Annotated in this window: 20 protein-coding genes; 19 read left to right on the plus strand and 1 reads right to left on the minus strand. The window is 48.5% G+C overall.

Going from position 1 to position 23108, the window contains the following annotated elements; translation table 11 throughout:
- The first annotated feature begins 381 nt into the window (after window positions 1–381).
- Entirely contained in the window at window positions 382–1071 is a 690-nt protein-coding gene (locus AC3WTJ_RS16955) for a YjgB family protein (RefSeq protein WP_492522775.1), read from the plus strand.
- 66 nt (window positions 1072–1137) lie between these two features.
- Here AC3WTJ_RS16955 and AC3WTJ_RS16960 read toward each other — a convergent pair whose 3' ends face one another.
- Window positions 1138–1416, minus strand: coding sequence for a hypothetical protein (locus AC3WTJ_RS16960; RefSeq protein WP_492522776.1), 279 nt, complete (start codon window positions 1414–1416; stop codon window positions 1138–1140).
- Window positions 1417–1667: 251 nt separating this feature from the next.
- Between AC3WTJ_RS16960 and AC3WTJ_RS16965 the strand changes: the two genes are divergently transcribed.
- The 18 genes from AC3WTJ_RS16965 to katG all read left to right on the plus strand — a co-directional run bounded on the left by AC3WTJ_RS16965 (window position 1668) and on the right by katG (window position 22948).
- Window positions 1668–2618 carry an AEC family transporter gene (locus AC3WTJ_RS16965; RefSeq protein ID WP_492522777.1) on the plus strand — a complete coding sequence of 317 codons (951 nt, stop codon included), beginning with the start codon at window positions 1668–1670 and terminating at the stop codon, window positions 2616–2618.
- A 97-nt stretch (window positions 2619–2715) separates the two neighbouring features.
- Window positions 2716–3288: a TetR/AcrR family transcriptional regulator gene (locus AC3WTJ_RS16970; RefSeq protein ID WP_492522778.1), complete on the plus strand. Its 573-nt coding sequence runs from the start codon at window positions 2716–2718 to the stop codon at window positions 3286–3288.
- Between the two features lie 17 nt (window positions 3289–3305).
- Entirely contained in the window at window positions 3306–5993 is a 2688-nt protein-coding gene (locus tag AC3WTJ_RS16975; RefSeq protein WP_492522779.1) for a phosphoenolpyruvate synthase, read from the plus strand.
- Window positions 5994–6006: 13 nt separating this feature from the next.
- Window positions 6007–6432, plus strand: coding sequence for an NUDIX hydrolase (locus AC3WTJ_RS16980; protein ID WP_492522780.1), 426 nt, complete (start codon window positions 6007–6009; stop codon window positions 6430–6432).
- Between the two features lie 232 nt (window positions 6433–6664).
- On the plus strand, window positions 6665–7621 hold the full coding sequence (locus AC3WTJ_RS16985; protein WP_492522781.1) for an ABC transporter permease: 957 nt from the start codon (window positions 6665–6667) through the stop codon (window positions 7619–7621).
- A gap of 18 nt (window positions 7622–7639) precedes the next feature.
- The gene (locus AC3WTJ_RS16990) at window positions 7640–8515 is read left to right on the plus strand and encodes a carbohydrate ABC transporter permease (RefSeq protein ID WP_407867484.1); all 876 of its coding nucleotides are present in this window, start codon (window positions 7640–7642) and stop codon (window positions 8513–8515) included.
- A 110-nt stretch (window positions 8516–8625) separates the two neighbouring features.
- A complete protein-coding gene (locus tag AC3WTJ_RS16995) occupies window positions 8626–9450 on the plus strand; it encodes a hypothetical protein (protein ID WP_492522782.1) in 825 nt (274 codons plus the stop codon).
- A 33-nt stretch (window positions 9451–9483) separates the two neighbouring features.
- The gene (locus tag AC3WTJ_RS17000; RefSeq protein ID WP_492522783.1) at window positions 9484–11046 is read left to right on the plus strand and encodes an extracellular solute-binding protein; all 1563 of its coding nucleotides are present in this window, start codon (window positions 9484–9486) and stop codon (window positions 11044–11046) included.
- A 22-nt stretch (window positions 11047–11068) separates the two neighbouring features.
- Window positions 11069–11986: a hypothetical protein gene (locus tag AC3WTJ_RS17005; RefSeq protein ID WP_492522784.1), complete on the plus strand. Its 918-nt coding sequence runs from the start codon at window positions 11069–11071 to the stop codon at window positions 11984–11986.
- 100 nt (window positions 11987–12086) lie between these two features.
- Window positions 12087–14384, plus strand: coding sequence for a helix-turn-helix domain-containing protein (locus AC3WTJ_RS17010; protein ID WP_492522785.1), 2298 nt, complete (start codon window positions 12087–12089; stop codon window positions 14382–14384).
- A gap of 20 nt (window positions 14385–14404) precedes the next feature.
- The gene (locus tag AC3WTJ_RS17015) at window positions 14405–15460 is read left to right on the plus strand and encodes a tartrate dehydrogenase (RefSeq protein ID WP_492522786.1); all 1056 of its coding nucleotides are present in this window, start codon (window positions 14405–14407) and stop codon (window positions 15458–15460) included.
- Between the two features lie 59 nt (window positions 15461–15519).
- Complete coding sequence (locus tag AC3WTJ_RS17020) at window positions 15520–16740, plus strand: mandelate racemase/muconate lactonizing enzyme family protein (protein ID WP_492522787.1); 1221 nt, start codon at window positions 15520–15522, stop codon at window positions 16738–16740.
- Between the two features lie 183 nt (window positions 16741–16923).
- Entirely contained in the window at window positions 16924–17253 is a 330-nt protein-coding gene (locus tag AC3WTJ_RS17025; protein ID WP_492522788.1) for a PadR family transcriptional regulator, read from the plus strand.
- Between the two features lie 16 nt (window positions 17254–17269).
- Window positions 17270–18136 carry a pentapeptide repeat-containing protein gene (locus tag AC3WTJ_RS17030; protein WP_492523265.1) on the plus strand — a complete coding sequence of 289 codons (867 nt, stop codon included), beginning with the start codon at window positions 17270–17272 and terminating at the stop codon, window positions 18134–18136.
- Between the two features lie 12 nt (window positions 18137–18148).
- Window positions 18149–19393: a serine hydrolase domain-containing protein gene (locus tag AC3WTJ_RS17035; RefSeq protein ID WP_492522789.1), complete on the plus strand. Its 1245-nt coding sequence runs from the start codon at window positions 18149–18151 to the stop codon at window positions 19391–19393.
- A 39-nt stretch (window positions 19394–19432) separates the two neighbouring features.
- The gene (locus tag AC3WTJ_RS17040) at window positions 19433–20188 is read left to right on the plus strand and encodes a cyclase family protein (RefSeq protein ID WP_492522790.1); all 756 of its coding nucleotides are present in this window, start codon (window positions 19433–19435) and stop codon (window positions 20186–20188) included.
- Window positions 20189–20454: 266 nt separating this feature from the next.
- Window positions 20455–20565: a hypothetical protein gene (locus AC3WTJ_RS17045; RefSeq protein WP_492523266.1), complete on the plus strand. Its 111-nt coding sequence runs from the start codon at window positions 20455–20457 to the stop codon at window positions 20563–20565.
- Window positions 20566–20755: 190 nt separating this feature from the next.
- Window positions 20756–22948 (plus strand): catalase/peroxidase HPI, encoded by a 2193-nt coding sequence (gene katG, locus AC3WTJ_RS17050; RefSeq protein ID WP_492522791.1) that lies wholly within the window; start codon window positions 20756–20758, stop codon window positions 22946–22948.
- Window positions 22949–23108: the final 160 nt, after the last annotated feature.

Below are 23108 nucleotides of genomic sequence, written 5' to 3' on the forward strand. Positions count from 1 at the left end.
TAGGGTGAAAATACAAAAATGTGGTCTGAGCTCGAGACAACTATTGTCGGATACGTCAATTGACATTATTGAGGTTGCACCTCCCGCGGAACCGCTACATGCTTTTTGCTGATAGAATTTTCGAAGGCTTGAAAGAAGGCAAACAGGAAATCTGATAGGGCAGCGCTGTCGCTCGATTAGGCATGTCACGAGATGATATCGACAAAGCTACTGAAGCAATATGGCATGCTACAAGAGTTACGATGGACTAAGAAAAGCTTCATAAGGTGAATTAGACATCGGCAGCCGTATTTCGGCTGCCATATTTTTTTGCAACATTTTTAATCCTTTTAGCGTCTGATTATTTGTAGTGATTCAAACTTTCAAGAGAGAAGGCAACTTATGAAAATTTATAGTAAAAAAGCGGCGGTTTATCCAATGTTAATAGCGAGTATGCTGATGTTCACGGCATGCACATCCAATGAAAAACCAGCAGCGAGTGCTGTTGATCCAATAGCCAGCTCATCTCCTAGCCCAGTTGTAGAACCTTCATCAACACCTTCAACTGCACCTAGCGCAACACCGGCTGTTTCTTCCAAGCCGGCATCTACGCCAAGTGGTAACGTGAATGTAACGCCGGTTTCGTCAGAAACGACATCCGTTACTAAGCAAATAAAAGATATGCTAGAATTGGCGAAGTCAGGCAAAGTAGCTGGTATTGAGTTTGCTGCAGAAACTAAATTAATTGACGATGTGGAGAAAGCTTGGGGGAAAGCGGATCATACCGATGTTGTGGCGAGCAATATATATGCAACCTACGCTAAGAAAAATGCCGTTATTGGCTACAATAAAGGCGATCAAATTATCGATATTCGTTCCAGTGATCCAAAGCTGCAAACATTAACGTTGAAACAAATTGAACAAGCGCTAGGAAAGCCATCGGATACGAAAGTAAACGGGGATGACACGATTTATATTTATAAAGCATCGGATATGTTTCAATTAAAATTTATTATTCCTAAATCAAGCGGGAAAGTAGACCATATTTCCGTGTTTGATACCAAACATTCGGTCAATAACATGGCCGGTTAAATGAAAAAGGTTAAATAAAAAAACAAAGGGGTTCGCCCCTTTGTTTTTATTTTTCACTGGAATATCCTATTCGATGAATCTGGAACCTTCCGGTAAAACAGCATCCTTATCAACGGCAACTAATCCTACCCCTCCGGGGATAAAGGCTGCTACAGTATTATCATCTACATTTAAATAATAGCCGGGAACATAAGTACCATGTACATAAGTCTGGATAAAGCCATTATTGTTAATATAGGCTGGCGTATTCTCAGTCTCAGTTGCTGCACTAATGGCACTTGGAAGCATTAAACTCGAACTTGCAACAAGTAAAATCAATTTTGTTTTGAATGAACGCATACGCATAATGTGCACTCTCCCAACGGTATAATTTATTTCAACGCTATAATTCATCTGTAAACAATTTGGGATATATTTGAAACACCTGCGAAAGAAATTCTTGGAACTATTTTTTTCGTATCTGCAGACAATGCGGTATTAAACATTGCTGCGTTCCGATTATTAACTTTACCTATAAAGATAATTTCAATTATATATTGGACCAATAAGTAAATGGCATATATGATAAATGAACTGGAGAAACAGCTATTCCGTAATTGAATTCGACCAGACTAAAGGAGGGAATTGTCATTAACAGCTATGTATCTTTGTTTGGAACGGTCAGTGTACCGATTCTGCTAGCTTGCTTACTTGGTTATCTGTATCAGAAGTTTAAGTCACCCGATACGAAGGTGCTGGCAGACTTAAGCTTGTTTGTGCTTTCACCATGTCTGATTGTAAGTGCCGTATCGAGCAGCGAGTTAAATAGCTCCTCTTTTGCCCATATCGCCATATTTACCGTTATTCAGACTGTTCTCTGTTGGGCGGCTTCCCTTGTTGTTGGAAAATTATTTCGATTTAATGCGCCCTCCTTACGGGCCATGGAACTGACGACGATCTTTGCCAATTCGAATAATTACGGGTTGCCCTTGCTGCTTCTTGCATTTGGAAATGCCGGCTTCGCCATTGGCGTCACGAATGTCATCCTACATATCGTACTAGTGAATACTCTTGGTATGTACATTGCCTCGCGGAGTTCCTTTAGTCCGCGGCAAGCCGGTGCCAAAATGCTGCAGAACCCACTGATTTATGCGGCTGTTGTAGGACTAGTCCTGTATATATTCAAAATTCCGCTGCCCAAAAGCTTGCATGCCGGTTTGGAGCTGATTGGCGGGGCTTACGCTGCCATCGTTTTGCTTATGCTAGGGATGCAGCTCAAAAAAACAAACTGGCGCGCGAGCATGCGACGCGAACTGTGGATTTCTATCCTCATGCGAATTGTGGGTGTGCCGCTTTTATCTTTGCTGACCATTAAATTGCTTGGACTTCATGGTCTTGAAGCTTCCGTTTTATTCGTACAATCCTCCATGCCTTCCGCTATTAATTCTGTCGTGCTTATGGAGAAATACGGGGGCGATAAGGAACTTGTTTCTGTCAATGTAGCGATGACGACGGCAGCCAGCTTTCTGTATCTGCCTGTGCTGATCTATTGGTCAGGCAGCTTCTGAGCGGAGCTTTTCTGCTTGCGATTTGTAATCCCGTTAGGTACAATGGAAACCATAAAAACAAAATTGGTTTCCATTGTGGATGGGAGGAATCGTGCGTATGAAGGATTCGATCCGGTTGCGCATCGTTCAGGAGGCAGCGGATCTGTTTAATGCCAATGGTTATCGCGGCGTAACGCTAAGCGAGCTGGCGACACGTCTTGGGATGAGCAAGAAGACGCTGTATTTGTATTTTAGCGGAAAAGAAGAGATTGCCGAAGCTGTGCTGGAAACTATTTTGAAAGCGATTACAATTCTTGTGAAGGAGCAAATGCAGTCTTCCGATCATCCGCTAGATATTTTTGAACGTGTCTTTATGGGGATTAGGGGAGAAATCGCCAAGCTGCATCCGTTATTTTTAAACGATATCCAGACCTATATCCCCGATTTATGGGCGAAACTGGAGGCATTTCGCAGTGCTCAGCTCACATTCATCGAACAGCTGCTCAAGCGAGCCATGCAGGAGGGGCATATTCGAAACATTAATCCCAAACTGTTAACCGCGATCATGCTGGAAAGCATTGAACGCATGGTCCGCCCGGACGTGGCTGCCAAGTACGGAGTTACGATGGTAGAGATGGGCGAAACATTGTTCGGCCTGTTTATGCACGGTCTTCGCACGGACTCATGCTAAGGGAGGAGCAAGTACCCATGAACGATTATGTGCTTGATTTTAGCCAATTGGATAAAAACAGCCTTCCACTCGTAGGAGGCAAGGGCGCTAATTTAGGCGAAATGACGAAGGCGGGGTTTCCCGTCCCCCCAGGCTTTAGTGTCACGACGGAAGCTTTCTTGTCTTTTCTGAAGCAGAGTGAGGTGATGGACGAATTTTTCCAGCGATTGAATAAAGTTGAGGCGGATCAGCTAGGGGAAATTACGGTGCTGGGGAAGTCCATTCGTGAGCATCTGGTAAGCATGGCGGTTCCTGATAACATTCGGACCTCTATTGTTCAGGCTTGGCAGCATTCCGGAGCGGATCAGGCCTATGCGGTGCGATCGAGTGCCACGGCGGAGGATTTGCCGTCAGCTTCATTCGCCGGTCAGCAGGATACGTATCTGAATGTACGCGGGGAAGAAGCGCTACTCCATGCCGTACGCAAGTGCTGGGCGTCATTATTCACCGATCGGGCGATATCGTACAGGGCTCGCAACGGCTTCGATCATCGTGCTGTGCATCTGTCCGTCGTCGTGCAATGCATGGTTTTCCCGGAGGTGTCCGGCATCATGTTCACCGCCGATCCGATCACGGGCAACAGAAACACGGTGTCAATTGACGCCAGCTTCGGCTTAGGGGAGGCGCTTGTGTCTGGGCTGGTCTCCGCCGACCTGTATCAGGTGCGGTCTGGGAAGCTGCTCACGAAGACGGTCTCCCGCAAGAAGCTCGCTATTTTCGCACTCTCGGAGGGTGGCACCGTGACGAAGGAACTGCCGGAGGCAGAGCAAGTCGTGCAATCATTGGAGGATTCGCAGATCCTGGAGCTAGCTGCCATCGGCGAGAAGATTAAGCGGTATTACGGCTCAGAGCAGGACATCGAATGGTGCTTTGCGCAAGGAAACTTCTACATCGTTCAGAGCCGACCGATCACCTCGTTGTATCCGCTGCTGGAGTTGAGCATTCCACCAGGGGAAAGTCCGCATTTGCTCTTATCCTTCGGCCATCAGCAGATGATGACGGATGCAATGAAGCCAATGGGCTTGTCCGTGCTTCGAACGCTCTTTCCTTTCGGGAAAACAGGCATTCGGGAGATGAACGAGCATACGGCGGCGGTTGGCGGAAGGGTCTATATCGATATTACAAAGCTGTTGACGCTGAAGCAGGCACGTGTTATTTTGCCGAAGGTATTGACCAACATCGACGAAATGATTGGCCTTGGCGTGGCGGAGATGGTGAAGCAGGAAGCGTTCGTTCGACATCTGCCTTCATCACCTGGTGTGAGAAAAGGCGTTATCCGCTTTATTCGTCCCATACTGCTGAGAGTGATGCGCAAGCTGCTCTATGCTCCTGTTACCAATGCACATCCTGAGGTTAATGCGTACATCGAGGCATCGATTCATAAGGGAGAAAGTCAGCTTTCCGGAGTCTATGGCCCAGAGCGGATTGTCCGAATTCAGGAGCATATAGGCTCGCTGCTTTTGACCATATTCCCACAGTTGCTCCCCTATCCGCTGGCTGGAATTATTTCGTCTCGGCTGGTGAATGCACTGTCAATAAAATGGTTAGGCGATACCGATGTCGTGCATGTGCTGAACCGAGGACTGCCAGGTAATATTACGAGTGAGATGGGGCTCATGATCGGTGATTTAGCGGATACGGCTAGACCCTACCCGCAGGTAACAGATCTGATCCTGCACGGCGATCCGCTTCATTTTAGGGAAAAGCTGGAGCAGGTGGAGGGAGGCAGTGTATTCGGGCAGCAATGGGATCGGTTCATGGAGCTTTACGGCATGAGGTGCCCAGGCGAAATCGATATTACGCGCCCCCGGTGGCGTGAGGATCCAAGCACACTGCTGCCATCGATTGGCAGCCATATGCGGAGCATGGCACCTGGGGAGCATCGCGCCAAGTTCGCCGAAGGCACGCTGCAAGCGGAGGCCGCGGCAACAGACTTGTTAAAGCGGCTGCGTGCTCAACCATTTGGCAGATTGAAGGCGAAGCTCATGTCACGGCTTGTGAGCGTGTTCAGAGGATTGATGGGGCTGCGGGAGCATCCGAAATATTTAATGATGCAGCATTTCTACCTCGTGCGCAAAGGGTTGCTTGATGAAGGCAACTCGTTGGTCAAGAAGGGTGTGCTAAAGCGGGCGGATGATGTGTTTTATTTGTCTCTAGACGAGCTGCTGAAACTGGCCGAAGGCGAACATCCCTCCGGAGTTGCGGCGCTGCTCGAGCAGCGGACGGAGGAACTGAAGCGATTCCGCGGCATGACGCCACCAAGGTTGATGACGAGCGAAGGAGAAATCGTTATAGGCCGGCGTAAATTGCAGGATGCTCCCGAGGGAGCCTTCGTCGGTACACCGGTATCCGCCGGTGTCATAGAGGGCATCGCTCGTGTGGTGCTGCGGCCTGAGGAGGCGAAGCTGAACAAGGGTGAGATTATGATCGCCCCATTTACGGACCCAGGCTGGACGCCTCAATTCCATTCCGCCGTCGGGCTGGTTATGGAGGTCGGCGGTTTGATGACACATGGCGCCGTAGTAGCCAGGGAATATGGGCTGCCGGCGGTTGTTGGCATCGACGGAGCGACGACCCTCATTCGCGATGGAGACCGAATTCGCTTGGACGGGACTCGCGGCTATGTACTTGTGTTGGAGCGAAACGATTTCATGAAACTTGACTGAGGAGGTTAATCATATGGTTCCAAAACATATCGTATCAGCAGCAACCATTGTCATAAATGAACGCAACGAAATTCTATTGATAAAAGGACCTAGACGAGGATGGGAAATGCCGGGAGGCCAAGTTGAAGAGGGTGAATCACTGAAGGATGCGGCAATAAGGGAAACCAAAGAAGAGAGCGGAATCGATATTGAGATAACCAAATTTTGCGGCGTTTTTCAAAATGTGAATGCTAGTATTTGTAACACGTTATTTTTAGGAAGACCAACCGGAGGAGAATTAACCACTACAGCCGAGTCTTTAGAAGTGGGATTTTTTCCAATTGAAACAGCATTAGAGATGGTAACGTGGGGGAATTTCAGACAACGAATTGACTATTGCTTGAATGAAGAACATCATCCTTTTTATGTCGAATTCTCTATTCCTCTTAAGGATTGTTAAACCCAATAGAAATTAGAAATGTGGATCCGCAGCCAAGTGCTGGGGGTCTTTTTTTGCTAATAAAAAATGCCTTATAATGATTATCCGATGTTATCTAATGATTATTGGCTGCTAAAAACACCTATATTGTAAGCGTATACAAATGGCTTTCTGATGATTGTATCCGGTTACTCCATACGATGCTATGATCATTTTATTCCAACGCACCATGCAGAAAGGAAGGTCGTCTCTCATGAAGGCAACGACAGTGGACGCCGGCACCAAACGAGAATCTCTTGTAACCTCGAACGTGCTAAAAAAAAGACTGCTCAAAAATCGCTGGCTCTATTACATGCTTACTCCGGGTGTCCTGTATTTCCTTATCTTTAAATACGCGCCGATGTGGGGGGTGCTGATCGCATTTCAGGATTATTCGCCTTTCACCGGGTTCTGGGGGAGTGATTGGATCGGTTTCGAGCACTTTCGGACTTTTTTCAGCGAGCCCGAGTTTGCGCTGTTATTCAAGAATACGTTTATTCTCGCCATCTACAACATCTTTTTCTTTTTCCCGTTACCGATCATTATTGCCCTTATGCTCAATGAGATTCGTAAGGAAGTGTTCAAGCGAACCGTACAAAGTCTCATCTATATCCCGCATTTCATTTCTTGGGTCGTCGTGGTTGGATTGGTCCATATTTTGTTTACAACAGAAGGCGGTATTCTTAACGAAATGATCGCATCGTTTGGTGGAGAGAAGTTGAACATGCTGTTGGATAAAAACTGGTTTAGGCCGTTTATCATTGGCGAAATGATATGGAAAGAAACCGGTTGGGGAACGATTCTGTTTCTTGCAGCACTTGCGGGCGTCGACACGCAGCTGTATGAAGCTGCAAAAATCGATGGCGCCGGAAGGTGGAAACAGATGATCCACGTAACGCTACCGGCCATCCGCAGCACAATTGTTGTCCTGCTGATTCTGAGGCTTGGTTCATTTCTGGATGTTGGCTTCGAGCAAATATTCCTCATGTTAAACCCGATGAACCGCGAGGTTGGCGAAGTCTTCGAGACTTATGTGTACGAGCGAGGCATACAGCAGGGGGACTTCAGCTACTCAACGGCGGTGAACTTGTTCAAATCGGTCATCGGCATTGTATTGGTGGTTGGCGCCAACCATTTTGCCAAAAAAGCAGGCGAGGAAGGCATCTATTAGGAAGAAGGAGGAATCGATATGAAGGAATCGCTAGGCGGCAAATTGTTTGACTTCTTCAATTACACTTTTCTGGGCTTGTTCGGCTTAGTGACCATTCTGCCATTCATTTATGTGGTCGGCGGAGCGTTTACCTCGCCACAGGAATATATCAGCAGAAAGCTGGTCTTGTTTCCCCATACGTTATCCCTGGAGGGATTCAAATACATCTTCTCTACGCCGGTGCTGCTGACGAGCTTGAGTGTTACGATCTTTATTACGATTGCCGGTACGTTGATCAATTTGATTTTCACATGCCTGATGGCGTATCCGTTGTCACGCAAAGATTTGGACGGACGCAAAGTTATTTTGCTGGGCGTCGTTTTCTCGATGCTGTTCAGCGGGGGCATGATTCCGACATTTCTTGTTGTGAAGTCGCTGGGTATGATCGATTCCTTCTGGTCGCTGCTGCTCCCCGGAGCCATCAGTGCGTTCAATCTGATCGTGATCAAAAATTTCTTCCAGCAGATGCCGGACGGTCTTGAGGAAGCCGCCAAAATAGATGGCTGCAACGATCTACGCATTCTATGGCAAATCGTACTGCCGCTGTCATTGCCGGCTATCGCAACGTTCTCGCTGTTCTATGCGGTTAATCATTGGAATTCGTTTTTCTCAGCCATTCTGTATATTAACGATAACTACAAATGGCCGATCCAGGTATGGCTGCGGCAGATCGTCATTCTTTCATCAGGAGGCCTCGGTGATTCTGCGACGTTCGACTCCAATTACATTGTACCGCCAGGACAAATTATCAAAATGGCTGTAATTGTCATCTCCACGGTCCCAATTCTCTGTGTGTATCCATTTTTGCAAAAGCATTTTGCCAAAGGGGCGTTAATCGGATCGGTCAAAGGCTAAATCCAAGGAGGGGCTCATGCTGAATGGACGGGTGCTGGAACGCTCACCCCCCTGATGGGGACTTGTTGCCATAAACACGAATTCCAATATGAAGTAATGGAGGATGAATCATGCTAGAGAGCTTAATCCGGACTGCCTTTGTGGATGATTGTTTGAATATTATGAACGCTTCGGAGGATATTTGCGAAGCCTTTAAAGAAGTGAGTACGACGCACCGAACGTTTGCCCAATTTGGCAGCCTGACACGTTCGGATGATCGGATTGCAATCGAACTTCTGGCTCGTTTTAGGGACGATTGGAAGTCCCATCGCACCGTGAAGGAGGAGGTTGGCTTCCGCTCGGCGCCGCTTGTCCCCAAGACAGAGGCTGAGTCTTCCCTTGCTTTAGCGCTTGGATGGATCGCTCATCGTACAGCGAGGGCGCATTTGACTCCGGAATCAGCGGAGGCAGGGTTGTATCAGGACGCTGAGATGTTCCGCAAGCGATATGTAGGCGGCACAGGCATCAGTCGTGAGGAGCTCACCGAGTTGTTCAGCGTCATGCAGCAGCGCTTTTTTATTGAGATGCACACATTCGTCCCGGATGTTGATGACATCGAGGGATGGTTTGATCGGCTGGACGAGATGATGCGTGAATGGGAGGGGCACATGGCGCAGTTGGCTAGCGCGGTAGTCGCTCCCGATTCAGAGAAAGTACAGCGGAATGTCGATACATTGAAAATCTATGACGAAGAGGATGCGTTGATCCGGTTGGCTGAATCTATTCGCAGAGGTGTGCGGCCTTCTCAGGGCGAAATTGAAGCGGCGCTTTCCGCCGAACCACGGAGCAAGTATGCACGAGGTTTGAATCAGGCGATCAACAGTCTGCGCCGTGCAGACGCATTTTTTACCGGTTCCAGCGATTTAAGGTCGTTCGACGAATTCCTGGCTGTTTAAAAATAAACCACAATAAGCTAAGGGGGATCTTTCATGGCTAATCTTATCAGGAAATCCAGCATTATGGGGATTGTAGGGAGTTTGTTCGTTACTGCCGCTCTTACCGGCTGCAGCAGCACTCCTCCGAAGGCGTCAGAAACGAGCCAGCAGGGCACTGCTGAGAGCACGACACCGGCACAGGAGGAAAAGCCTTTTGTCATTACGATGATGAATCTGTCCGTCCTGTCTGAGCCGCCGAAAGAGAATGACCCCATTATTACAGCGGTTGAGAAGCTGACCAATACGGATCTGCAGATTCAGTGGGTGCCGAACGGTACGTACGAAGAGAAGGTTAACGCCACGATCGCTTCCGGGCAGCTGCCGATGGTCCTGCTAATCGGTACTCCGGTGCAATCCAATATCAAAAATGCCATGAGAGCCGGCCAGTTCTGGGAAATCGGACCTTATCTCAAAGACTACCCGAACTTGCAAAAGGCGTTAAATCCGGAAGTGCTTAAGAGCACAGCGGTTGGCGGAAAATACTATCAAATTAACCGGGCTCGTTCCCTGGTCGGGGACGGCATGATCTATCGCACGGATTGGCTGGATAAGCTTGGTATGAAACCTCCGACAAACCTAGATGAGATGTATGAAGTCATCAAGGCGTTTGCTACAAAGGATCCGGACGGCAATGGAAAAAATGATACGATTGGCCTCGCTGAAGAGAAGAGCATACGCGGATTCAAGCTCATCTTGGCAGCGACTGGCGGAGGTAACGTGTGGGAGATTAAAAACGACCAGGTTGTCCCCGCACATGAAAGCCAAGCTTTTGTAGATGCAATGAACTGGTACAAACGTCTCTATCAGGAGAAGTTGATCAATCAAGACTTCGCCATCGCCGAGCGGGTGCAGAACATTGATAATGGCAACAAAGGATTGTTCGGCTTCCGCCTCGGAGACAATGACTTTATTTCCCGTCACTCGGAGCTATTCAAGATCAATCCAAAGGCTGAAATGGATACCTCCAGTATTCTGAAAGGAGTAAACGGCACCAAGCTGCTGATGGACAGCGGACTATCGGGCAGTTTCGTCATTCCGAAGCAGACGGTGAAAAGCGAGGCCGATTTGAAGCGGATTCTGCAATATTTTGATAAGTTGTCCACTCCGGAAGGCCAGAACATTTTTGAATGGGGTGCGGAAGGCATTCATTATACCGTGAAAGATAGCAAAGCAGACCGGACGCCGGAACAATCGGCCAAGTATGCAGCCGAGGTTATTCAGCTGCAGCAAGCTATGCAGGTCTCTGACGGATCGCTCGCTATGGAAGGAACGTACGATAAATATACAGGCAAATATAAAGCAGCCAAAAAAGAAGCAAGCGCCGTACCGGGTATATTTGTAACAAACCCGGCAGCAGCTTATAATTCGCCGACATTCGATTCGAAGCGCACGCAGCTTGATAAAATTATTAACGATGCCCGTGTTAAGTACATTATGGGTGAGATCGACATAGCTGGCTGGAAGGCTGCGCTTGATAATTGGCGTAAGTCCGGAGGCGATAAAGTGCTGGAAGAGTTAAACAAGGAATATCAGGCTGACCCTAACAAAGGGAAATAAACCAATATACGGAGGATGAGCGATGTCGGAGAATGTAACCCATACCGCAGTCGTGGAAGATTGCTTTAACCTTATGCTCGCATCGGAACGTATTTGCAGCGCTTTTAAGGAGGCCGGCAAGGACCATATCCGATTTATCCAATTCGGCAGCGTAACGCGTTCAGGTGATAAATTTACAGTCAACCTGTTGGATAAATACCGAACGATCTGGCCTGCTCGCAATCGTAATGAAAATGACCGCCTCGGATATAAGCTCGCGTTTGTACTTGGTTGGCTGTGCCATCGCGCAGCTGATCGGCAAATGAAAGTCGTTTTTCGCGAAGCGGAGCCTGAGTCTCGCGAATTCCCGACCGATTGCAGCATCTATCATGATGCATTTATTTTTCGCAAATTATACGACGGCAATGGGAATACGCCATTCCCTTATCGGACAGCTCATTTCGAGAAGGGGCTGGAGAGCTTGTCCGCAGCAGGTGTGATCGATATAGGTGGAGTTACGGATGCCTACCGCTCGATCTGGCAGCAGTCCCTGTTGGGACTCCAGACGTTTATTTCGCAGACGAAGGATCGGGACGGGTGGTTAAACAAGCTGCACGCCAAACATCAGGAGCAAGTCATCCATCTGGACCGCTATGCCGAAGCGGTTGTTACGCCGGTATCCACCAAGACTCAACGTTTTATTACAGATACGAACTTTTACAGCAATGAAGATGCCATCTTGCGGTTGTGCGAGGAGCTGCGCAAAGGTGCGGCACCGTCTCAGAAGGAGATCGATGAAGCCTTCGAGGCGGAACCGACAAGCCACTACGGCCATGCCGTTCGAATGGGGTTTGGCTATCTGATGAGCGCCAGCAGCTATTTTACTGGAGCAATAGATGAAGAGACGCTGAAGGACCAACTCGATGTTGGCAAAAAAGGCAGAGACGGTCTGGCGGTTTAACTTCTCCCTGAAATTATGCTGCACCGGCTCGGCCCATAAGGGGGTCCGGTGTAGTATAATGATGGCGTGCAACAAGAGAAGATGGCTGAGGGGGCGGATTATGTTCAGAATCAACCGGTACCTTACAAAGATGATTGTGTTCTCAATAGGCGTGAGCACGCTGCCTATCATCCTGCTCGGACTATTCTTTTATGTGAAAACGTCTAGTACGATTCAACAGAAAGTCAACGACGGTAATGTGCTGGTGCTAGAGCAGACGCGTCTGCGAATCGAGCAGGTGCTTGGTGCGCTGGATTTGCAAATCGAACGACTTTCAGAGAGCTCCTTTGTGACTGAGGCACTGGAAACTGGCATTACTCCGTCCCAATTTACCCTTGTCCAAAATTTGTTAAGATCGATGTCCCAAGTGCAAACTTTCGATGTCGGTGTCAGGGACGTTCACCTGGTTGATGTTAGCCGGGGATGGATTTTAAATTCGGAAGGCTATAATCCGCTCTCTCCCGAGAAGGCATCTATTATCGACCATTATTTGCACATCGACCGAAATAAGTTTTGGAACGTGGAAAAAACAAGCTTGCTTCGCAGTCGAAATGCGGATAATACCTTGACATTCAGTTTGGTCAAAAAGGTTCCGGCTTTTATCGAAAAACCGCTTGGGATGCTGATCGTCGAAATCAACGGCGGGCAGCTTCGCCATTTCCTGGCCAACAATAATACGCTCGGTGAAGTGATGATCCTGGATGAAGATTACGCTGTACTGACGACTCAAAGTGAAAATAGTAAGGTCGATACGGCAACTTTACAGACGATTGTCGGGAAACTGCGTGGAAATCAGGAAAAGTCCGGCCTGTTTGAGTCGTTGGTCGGAGGCGCCCAGGTCGGTGTGGCGTTTCAACGATCTTCATTTAACGGTTGGATCTATATTTCCTTGATTCCAATTGAACAGATCAAGTTCGAGTCGCGAAGGACAGGATGGATTATCTTAGCTACTTGCTTCACGATGCTGATGCTTGCCGTGTTGATCTCATTGGCTGGTTCACAGCGGATGTATGCGCCTATACATAGGCTTTACCTATCGTTGTTTTCACAGCAGGATCCGGAACGTAAACGCGTAGATGAATTTCGTATCATCAATGAAAGGTTCATGAAAATGCGCAGTGATCAAGTGCAAATGGCCGATCAACTCAGAAGCCATACGCGCCAGCTTGAGGAATATTACGTGTTAAAGCTTGTTCGCGGAGATTTCAAACCGTCCGAAATTCAAGAAAAGCTTGGCGGCATGAACGTAGCAGGTCGGCGCATGGCGGTGCTAACGATTCAGATGGATACGCTTAAAGGTACACGTTACGAGGAGCGGGACAGTGAGCTGCTGTTATTTGCAATCAACAACATGGTCAGCGACCTAATCCCGTCGGCTCAGAGGTTACTGCCGATTGTGTTGCAGTCGTCGCAAGTAACGCTTGTTTTTGAGGAACCGGGCTCGACTGAGGATTTCCGAACTTATATCTATTCGCTAGCTAAACATGTACAGGATACCCTCGAGCAATATTTAAAGCTGCGGATTAGCATTGGAATCAGCAGGTCTTATGACGGGTTGAGGTATGCCAACCAAGCCTATAAGGAAGCGATAGATGCGTTGAAATACCGGGTGATGTATGGACAAAAGACGATCCTGCACATCGATGACGTCCAACCGGCCCATCATGTGACGACAATTTATCCGAAGGATCTGGAGCGGCAAATTCGCGATTCCGTCAAAATGGCGGATCGGGACAAGGCACAGGAACTGTTAAACGAGTTTTTCGAGGAAATTTCCCGTCAGTATCATAATTATAATGATTATCAAATTGCCGTCACGCGGTTATTCGTCAACTTGATCTGGCTGCAGCAGGAGAGCGGTGGTGCGACGATCGATCTTCCCGAAGGGGAGCCACCGCTTCTTGAGCAGTTGAATGCGCTATCATCCGTGGATGAAGTACGGCATTGGTTCAGAAACAAGTTGATCGAGCCGATGATTCTCGTCTATGACGAGCAGAGACGGACGAGGCATAAATCGATCTCCGAAGAGGTCACTCAGCTGATTCATAGCAACTTCGACAGTGAAATCAGCTTGGAGTCGTGTTCCACCTTGCTTAACTATCACCCGAGCTACATTAGCAAGGTTCTGCGACAGGAGCTTGGGATCAGCTTCAGCGACTATCTGCTGCAATATCGTCTGTTGAAGGCAAAAGAAATGCTGGAAGAGACTGACATGAAAGTATCGGAAATTGCCCTGAAACTTCAATATAATAATTCTCAGAACTTCATCCGATCCTTCCGCAAGTTGGTTGGGATCACCCCGGGTGCTTACCGGGAGGAACGGCTTACTAATATGCAATATCGAACATTCAAGCAATAAACAGCGAAGGGGATTAAGCTATGAAACGGTTTGAAATTGCGGTTATTCCGGGAGATGGTATCGGTAAGGAGGTAGTTCCCGCGGCTCTGGAGGTACTAACTGCGGTTGCGGAGGTTCATGGTGGAATCTCGTTTCAGTTTGAGTCCTTCCCTTGGAGCTGCGATTATTATGAACAGCATGGCAAAATGATGCCTGACGATGGATTGCAAACGCTTCAAAACTTTGAAGCAGTGTTTCTCGGAGCTGTTGGGGATCCAACGCGAGTGCCTGATCATATCTCTTTATGGGGCTTGCTCATTAAAATCCGCAGAGACTTTCAGCAGGTGATTAACATCCGTCCAGCCAAATATTTCCTCGGTCTTTCTTCACCGTTGCTTCATCCAAAAGAATTTGATCTTCTCGTCGTAAGGGAAAATAGTGAAGGAGAATACAGTGAAATCGGTGGTCGCATCCACAAAGGCGATGATGAAATTGCCATCCAGAACGCTGTGTTTACACGTAAGGGCACGGAGCGGGCGATGAGGTATGCGTTCGAACTTGCCCGTAAGCGTCGAGGACATGTGACCAGCGCCACCAAGTCTAACGGTATCGTCTACTCGATGCCATTCTGGGACGAAGTGTTTAAGGATGTGCGCAAAGATTATCCCGACATTCAGACAACTTCAACGCATATTGATGCGTTGGCAGCTTTTTTCGTTACAAAGCCGCAGGTGTTTGACGTTGTCGTGGCGAGTAATCTGTTCGGTGACATTTTAACCGATATTGGAGCCGCCATTATGGGGAGCATCGGCATTGCCCCGGCTGCCAACATTAATCTGAACGGTAAATATCCGTCGATGTTCGAACCCGTTCATGGTTCTGCGCCGGACATTTACGGACTCGGCATTGCCAATCCGATCGGTCAGATCTGGACGGCCAAAATGATGCTGGACCATTTCGGCTATCAGGAGCTTGGGCAGCATCTGCTGGATGTAGTCGAGAACGTAACGGATGCCGGAATTAAAACGAAGGATATCGGCGGTGCGGCTACTACGCGAGAAGTGACATCGGAGATTATTCGCCGATTAAAAAAGTGACGAAGATTAATAAAAATTTTTAATCGCATTTTCAGAATCGATTCAGGAGGTAATCTCTTATGGGCAAACCCTATCTTGATTTATCATATTTGTATCTCGACAGCGCGAAGCGACAGGCTGGAAGCCGTGTTTCCACTGCGGAACTGGAAGAAGCAGCAAATTCAAAGGTAATAAATGTGGATGAGATTACAAGTCCTGTAATCATCGAATCCTTGGAGCTGCTGTTTAACAATGGGCTGTATTTTCTGCGTACACGTTCCAAGGACGGTTCCGAGGGGGTAGCGGTAGCCAGTGAGCGGGCGGCTTATTTGTATCCGCTGCTGAAGCAGCTGATCATCCCGTATTTTATCGGCAAGGATGCGCGCGACTTAGAGAAGTTGCTAGACGGCGTCTATGTTTATGAGAGCAATTACAAGCTATCGGGTCTTGCGTTATGGTGCTGTATCTCCTGGGTGGAGGCGAGTCTGCTTGATATGTTGGGACGCATTGTCAACAAGCCGATCGGAGATTTGCTGGGCGGTGTTATCCGCTCAGAAGTGCCGATTTATGTGGCTAGCGGTAACCGGGGCACAACGCCGGAAGAAGAGATCGAGGTGCTGCAGCGACGGATGGCCGAAACAGGGGCGAAGGCGGTCAAGTTTAAGGTTGGCGGCCGAATGAGCAAAAATGCCGACTCCCTCGCAGGCCGCTCGGAGGGACTGATCTATATGGCGCGCCGTGAATTTGGCGATGACATCGCCATCCATGCCGACGGCAATGGCTCATACGACCCTCCGGTCGCGATTGAATACGGCAAGATGCTCGAAGAGATCAATGCCTTCTTCTATGAAGAACCGTGTCCGTTCGAGCATCTGGAGGACACGAAGGAAGTCGCCGACAATCTGGCGATTCCGCTAGCTTTTGGCGAGCAGGAGACGAGCATGCGTCGCTTCCGCTGGATCATCGACAACGATGCCGCTCAGGTTATCCAGCCGGATTTGCAGTACAACGGCGGCTTTATCCGCAATACGCGTATCGCTCGAATGGCAGCGCTGAAAGGTATTCCGGTTACCCCGCATATTTCCGGCGGGTTCGGCTATGTGTACGTGCTGCATTATGCGTCATACATTCCGAACATCGGAAAGTTCCAGGAAGACAAATCAGGCGTTAAGACGACCGGATTTCTGTTCTCTCCGCCGAAGGAATCCAAAAACGGTGTTATCTATGCGCCGACAGGCCCCGGGCTCGGTATGGACGTTGCGACGGTGAATGCCTTGCTGCGCAGAGCTTTACAGATTTGATAGAGTCTCTGGTTACCCACACTGGTAACGTCTATAAGTGATAAAAAGTCCATCCGTGATTTATCGGGTGGCCTTTTTTTTGTGATGTGACATGTAGGAGGAAAGGACATTTGTAGTGCAATCAAAGTAGTACCTTGACAGACACAGTAATATGATTTATTATACAGCCATGGAGGTGATTGTATGAGCGAGAACAAGATCACATCCGACCTGTTACGCGGACATACGGATACGATGATTTTACGGCTCTTGTCCGAAGCTGATCGTTACGGTTACGAGATTGTCAAGTTGATCGCCGAGCGTTCGAGCGGCGAGTATGAACTGAAGGAAGCCACGATGTATTCCAGCTTCCGGCGGTTAGAAGCAGACGGTGACATCGAGTGGTATTGGGGCGATGAGTCACAGGGCGGACGGCGTAAATATTTTAGGATAACGGAAAAAGGGAAGAGCACTTATGATCGCAACAAAAGCAACTGGGAGTATGCCAAACGCGTGTTAGAAAACTTAGTATGAGGAGAGATTTGATATGATGAATCCCAAATTGACGGATTATCTGAATAGCGTTTTTACGCCATACGATGGTGTAAAAAGCGTCTCCGAATTAAAAGACGACCTGCATACCGATTTGCAAGAACGATACCGTGAACTCAAAGCGGAAGGCAAGGACGATGAAACAGCGTTTACGATGACAATTGAAAGTATCGGCGACATCGAGCAAACGATTCTGGAGGTCGCCAACCTCTCCCGTTCGCTGGAACGGCAAGTACTGACAAACTTTAATGGAAGCAACTTGGCGGAAAGCGATTTTGCAGGCGTTAAGGCGCATAAAGGACAGTTTAAAGGTAGCTCACTGCACGGTTCCGACTTTTCCGGCGCCGATTTAACGGGCAGTTCGTTTAAGGCCAGTGACGTGCGCGAAGCCAATTTTGACGGCGCCAATTTAACGGATTGCAGTTTGGACGCGCTGGACCTGTCAAATGCAAGCTTTGATAAGACGATTCTTGTCCGAACCAATTTTAGCAAGTCAGGGCTTGACGGTGCCAAGTTTACAGGCGTGAGACTACTCGATGTGACGTTATCGATGACCGATCTTCGAAAGACGATTTTTGAAAGCTGTCGGTTTGAGGGAGTTGATTTCAAATATACCGATCTCACCCGGCAGCGTTTTGACGGTCAGACGTTTATCGGGGTTAAGTTTGACAAAGCAGCTTTAACCGAAGTTTCATTCAGGGGCGCTACATTTAACAATGTTTCATTCCAGCCCGGGTTTAGTCTCACGAATAAATACTATCGGATGATCAAAACCGTTATTTTCGACGGCGCAACGATGGATAAACTGACGTATGCGGCGCTTAAAGGTATGGGAGCGGATGTATCCAAGGTTACTATTCGATAAGGAGGGAACCAAATGAACAGGATTATAACGGGACAGAGTAACAGCGGCTTCTCCAAAGCAGGGCTAAGTAGATTGCACGATGTACTGGCACGGCATGTTGACTCCGGGAAGATTCCAGGGATTGTCGCTCTCGTCAGCCGGAATGGTGAGACACACGTCGAAGCGCTCGGTACGATGCGCCATGACGGTGGAGTACCGATGAACAGGGACACGATATTCCGGATGGCATCCACTTCCAAGCCGGTTGCAGTCGCACCTGTGATGATCCTGCTCGACGAGTGCAGGCTCCGGCTGGATGATCCGGTGGATGCCTGGCTGCCTGAACTCGCCAACCGGCAGGTGCTGAAACGAGTCGACGGCCCGCTGGACGATACGGTGCCGGCGAGACGGCCGATCACAGTAAGGGATCTGTTGACCTCCACATTCGGGCTCGGCATGGATATTACGCTGCTGGGCACTCCGATTCTGAGTGCGATCTTCGAGCAGGGACTCACGCCCGATCTGCCGACGCCGATGCCCGAACCGGATGAGTGGATGCGCCGACTCGGCACACTTCCGTTGATGTATCAGCCAGGAGAGCGCTGGCAGTACCACATCAGCAACGATCTGCTCGGTGTGCTCGTCGCCAGGGTTACAGGGCAGTCGTTTGAGTCATTCCTGCGCGAACGCATTTTTGATCCGCTTGGCATGAAAGATACCGGCTTCCACGTGCCTGCCGATAAAATCGATCGGATGCCGCCCCTCTACGCGCCCAATCCGCAAACTGGCGAGTTCAATGTGTGGGACGAAGCCAAAGGGGGACGCTACAGCCAGAATCCGGCGTTCCAGGGTGGCGGTGGCGGATTGACCTCAACCGTCGATGATTTTCACGCCTACTTCCGGATGCTGCTGAATCAAGGGAAACACGGGACCGAACGGATTCTATCCCGGCCTGCCGTCCAGTTGATGACCACCAACCGGCTCACACCTGAGCAACAAGCCGTTCGTAACGCCATGGCGACCAACAATGTCCATTTGTCATTCGGGCAAGGGCAGCATGGCGGTTGGGGATTTGGGATGGCGGTACGCACTTATCGTGGCGACTACGCGCCCATCGGCCAATTTGGCTGGGACGGCGGAAGCGGTACCTCGACTTACGCTGATCCAGTCAACCAACTCACCGGAATCCTGCTCACTCAGGTGGGCATGTCAACTCCGGATTCAGCGATGGTTATCCATGATTTCTGGACCACGGTATATCAGGCCATTGAGGATTGATAATTTAATTTCATTGAACAAAGTGAGGTGTGAAGTATAATGAAACTTTATGATTTAAGTGTTCCTATCAGTCCCAAAATTCGTGAACCACTTCCAGCTAAAATTGAATACTCCACCCATGAAGAGGGAGCAATCCAAGCAGCTGCGGCGCTCGGGCTCGCACCCGAGAATTTTCCAGAAAAGAAGGCATGGGCTACAGAGACAGTAACATTAAATACGCACTCGGGGACGCATGTGGACGCGCCATGGCATTACTGGCCCACATCAGAAGGCAAACCATCTAGAACAATTGACGAGCTTCCTTTGGAGTGGTTTTACTCAGATGGCGTGCTGCTTGATTTCAGCAGTAAACCGCCGGGTTATGAAATCACGAAAGATGATCTCATCACAGAGTTGAAGCGGATTAACTATAATTTAAAACCATTCGATATTGTACTCATTCGCAGTGATGCAGATAAACGATTGTACCACGAGCATTATGCGTTCCTGCATGCTGGTGTTTCAGCTGAAGCGACACTTTGGCTGCTCGAATGCGGAATTAAGGTTGTTGGGACGGATGGCTGGGGCTGGGATATTCCATTGAACCTGCAAGCCGAGGATTACCGAAATCAACCAAGAGACGGTGTCCTGTGGGCAGCCCACTATTTAGGTAAGGATCGGGAGTATTGCCAGATCGAAAAACTTGCAAACCTGGATCAATTGCCGAAGCCATATGGTTTCAAAGTTTCCTGTTTTCCAGTGAAGATCGAGCGAGCAAGTGCCGGATGGGCAAGGCCAGTGGCAATTTTTGAATAAAATACCATGCCGCGTGTAAAGCACCGTGCGTTCTAGATAGGCCCTCAGCTACTGCAGTGGGTCTATTATTTTTTGAAAGATAGGCAAGAGATTGTGATAATTCCACTAGTCGCCACCTGCAAGTGGGATAAGTGCGCATGCGGAAGGTGCCGGTACGATAGCAAGTGGACTAAATTCCCACGCAGAGGGGATACTAACAACGTCCAGTGGTACGGCCTCTCATTCGGAAGGAATACAGTGCTGACTTCGCTGAGATTTTTGAACCCATGGATGGTCAGCCTATCGATGTCGGATACATGGTGACCTTGGATGGAGAAGGCGATCGAATGCGCAAAGCTACAAAACAAGGTCGCAGAGGCTGGAATGGGTTGCCGTAGGCCTATTAGGACAAATTCAAAGCTGATGAATAGGTGATGAGATACTAATTTTCACCCGTGCTTCATATGTATGAATTAGGACAAGAATAGGGATCGATTAGCAAAAAAAAGTTGATTTTTATTCCAATTAGCTTTATAACTGTATTTAGAACAATTATTATTTAAAATTTATTATTGTAGGGGTGATATCATGGATCTGACTTCCGGCAGCGAAGGCAAATGCCCGTTTCCGCACGGCAGCGCAACTAGCCACAAATCAAGCGGTACGACGAATAGAAACTGGTGGCCCAATCAGCTCAATTTGTACATACTTCATCAACATGATCAGAAATCAAACCCGATGGGTGCGGATTTTAATTACGCAGAAGAGTTTGCAAAGTTAGATTTCCAAGCGGTTAAACAGGATCTTAAGAATTTAATGACAGACAGTCAAGATTGGTGGCCTGCTGACTATGGACATTATGGTCCATTTTTCATACGTATGGCTTGGCATGCTGCAGGTACTTACCGTACGGGTGACGGTCGCGGCGGTGCCGGAACCGGAAACCAGCGTTTTGCTCCTCTGAATAGCTGGCCAGATAATGGAAACCTCGATAAAGCCCGTCGATTGCTTTGGCCGATTAAGCAAAAGTATGGCAATAAGATCTCGTGGGCGGATTTATTCGTTTTAACAGGTAATGTCGCAATAGAATCTATGGGGGGAAAAACCTTTGGTTTCGGTGGCGGCCGAGTAGACGTTTGGCATCCTGAAGAAGATATTTACTGGGGTGTTGAGACAGAATGGTTGGGGGACAAACGTTACACGGGCGATCGTGAGCTTGAGAATCCGCTTGCCGCTGTTCAGATGGGTCTGATCTATGTGAATCCAGAGGGCCCGAACGGCAAACCAGATCCAGTTGCAAGTGCACGCGACATTCGCGAAACGTTCAAACGCATGGGAATGAATGATGAAGAAACCGTCGCACTCGTAGCGGGCGGCCATACATTCGGCAAAGCACACGGTGCAGGAGATGCTGCGAAAGTGGGGGCAGAACCGGAAGGGGCTCCAGTTGAAGCTCTTGGCTTAGGTTGGATCAATACGCATGGCTCCGGTAGAGGTCGTGACACTATTACCAGCGGTATTGAAGGTGCTTGGACTGCGAATCCGACGCAGTGGGATAATGGCTTCTTCGATATGCTCTTTGGATATGAATGGCAGCTTACGAAAAGCCCGGCAGGCGCCTATCAGTGGGCTCCGGTAAATCCAGATAAAGAGCACCTCGCACCGGATGCGGAAGATTCGTCCATTCGCGTTCCGACGATCATGACGACAGCGGATTTAGCATTGCGCGAAGATCCGGCATATGAGAAGATTTCTCGCCGTTACCATGAGAATCCGGAAGAATTTGCAGATGCTTTTGCTCGCGCGTGGTTCAAACTCACTCACAGAGACATGGGTCCTCGTGTAAGATACCTAGGTCCGGAAGTTCCTGAAGAAGTACTGCTCTGGCAGGATCCTGTAGATGCAGCCAACATCGAATTAACGGATGCGGAAGTTCAAGATCTTAAAACAAAGATCCTAAACTCCGGTCTTACAATCAGCGAACTGGTAACAACGGCGTGGGCTTCGGCAAGCACTTTCCGGGGGACGGATATGCGCGGCGGTGCGAATGGTTCCCGTATCCGACTTGCTCCTCAGAAGGATTGGGAAGTGAATCAGCCTACACAACTTAATAAAGTACTTGCTATCCTGGAAACAATCCAGATTGAACTCGATAAGAAAGTAAGCTTGGCTGACTTGATTGTATTAGGTGGTAGCGCTGCCGTTGAAAAAGCTGCACGTGATGCAGGTTATGATGTAACGGTTCCTTTCACACCTGGCCGCGGCGATGCCACTCAAGAACAAACGGATGTAGAAAGCTTCGCCGTACTAGAGCCGGCGGCCGATGGTTTCCGCAACTATCAGAAGAAGAATTACAGTGTAAATGCTGCTGAGCTCTTAATCGACAAGGCGCATCTGCTTAACCTTACTGCGCCAGAAATGACTGCGCTTGTAGGCGGTATGCGTGTTCTTGGTACAAACTTCGATGGGACAAAACATGGCGTATTCACCGAGCATATAGGTAAACTGACGAACGACTTCTTCGTTAATTTGCTTGACATGAGAGTACAATGGAAACCTGTTAGTGGAGGGATTTATGAAGGATCTGATCGTCAGACAGGTAAAGTCGTGCGTACGGCGACGATCGTTGATCTTGTATTCGGATCAAACTCTATTCTACGTGCCATTGCTGAAGTTTACGCTCAAGATGATAACAAAGAGAAGTTTGTACGTGAATTTATTGCAGCTTGGGTAAAAGTAATGAATGCAGATCGTTATGAGCTAGCTAATACTCAAAAATAACGTCAGTGTAAAAAAGACTCAATCAAGGTTTCTATGAACTTGGTTGGGTCTTTTTTCTATTTTAAAAGCCATTGACAACGGAACGGTCTGTTCGTATGATCCAAGTAGATTGTAAAAAAATGTGAATAGTAGAGCGCATGCGTTTTAAGTTATGGAATTG

The sequence above is a fragment of the Paenibacillus sp. FW101-FHT12H11 genome (assembly GCF_058790355.1).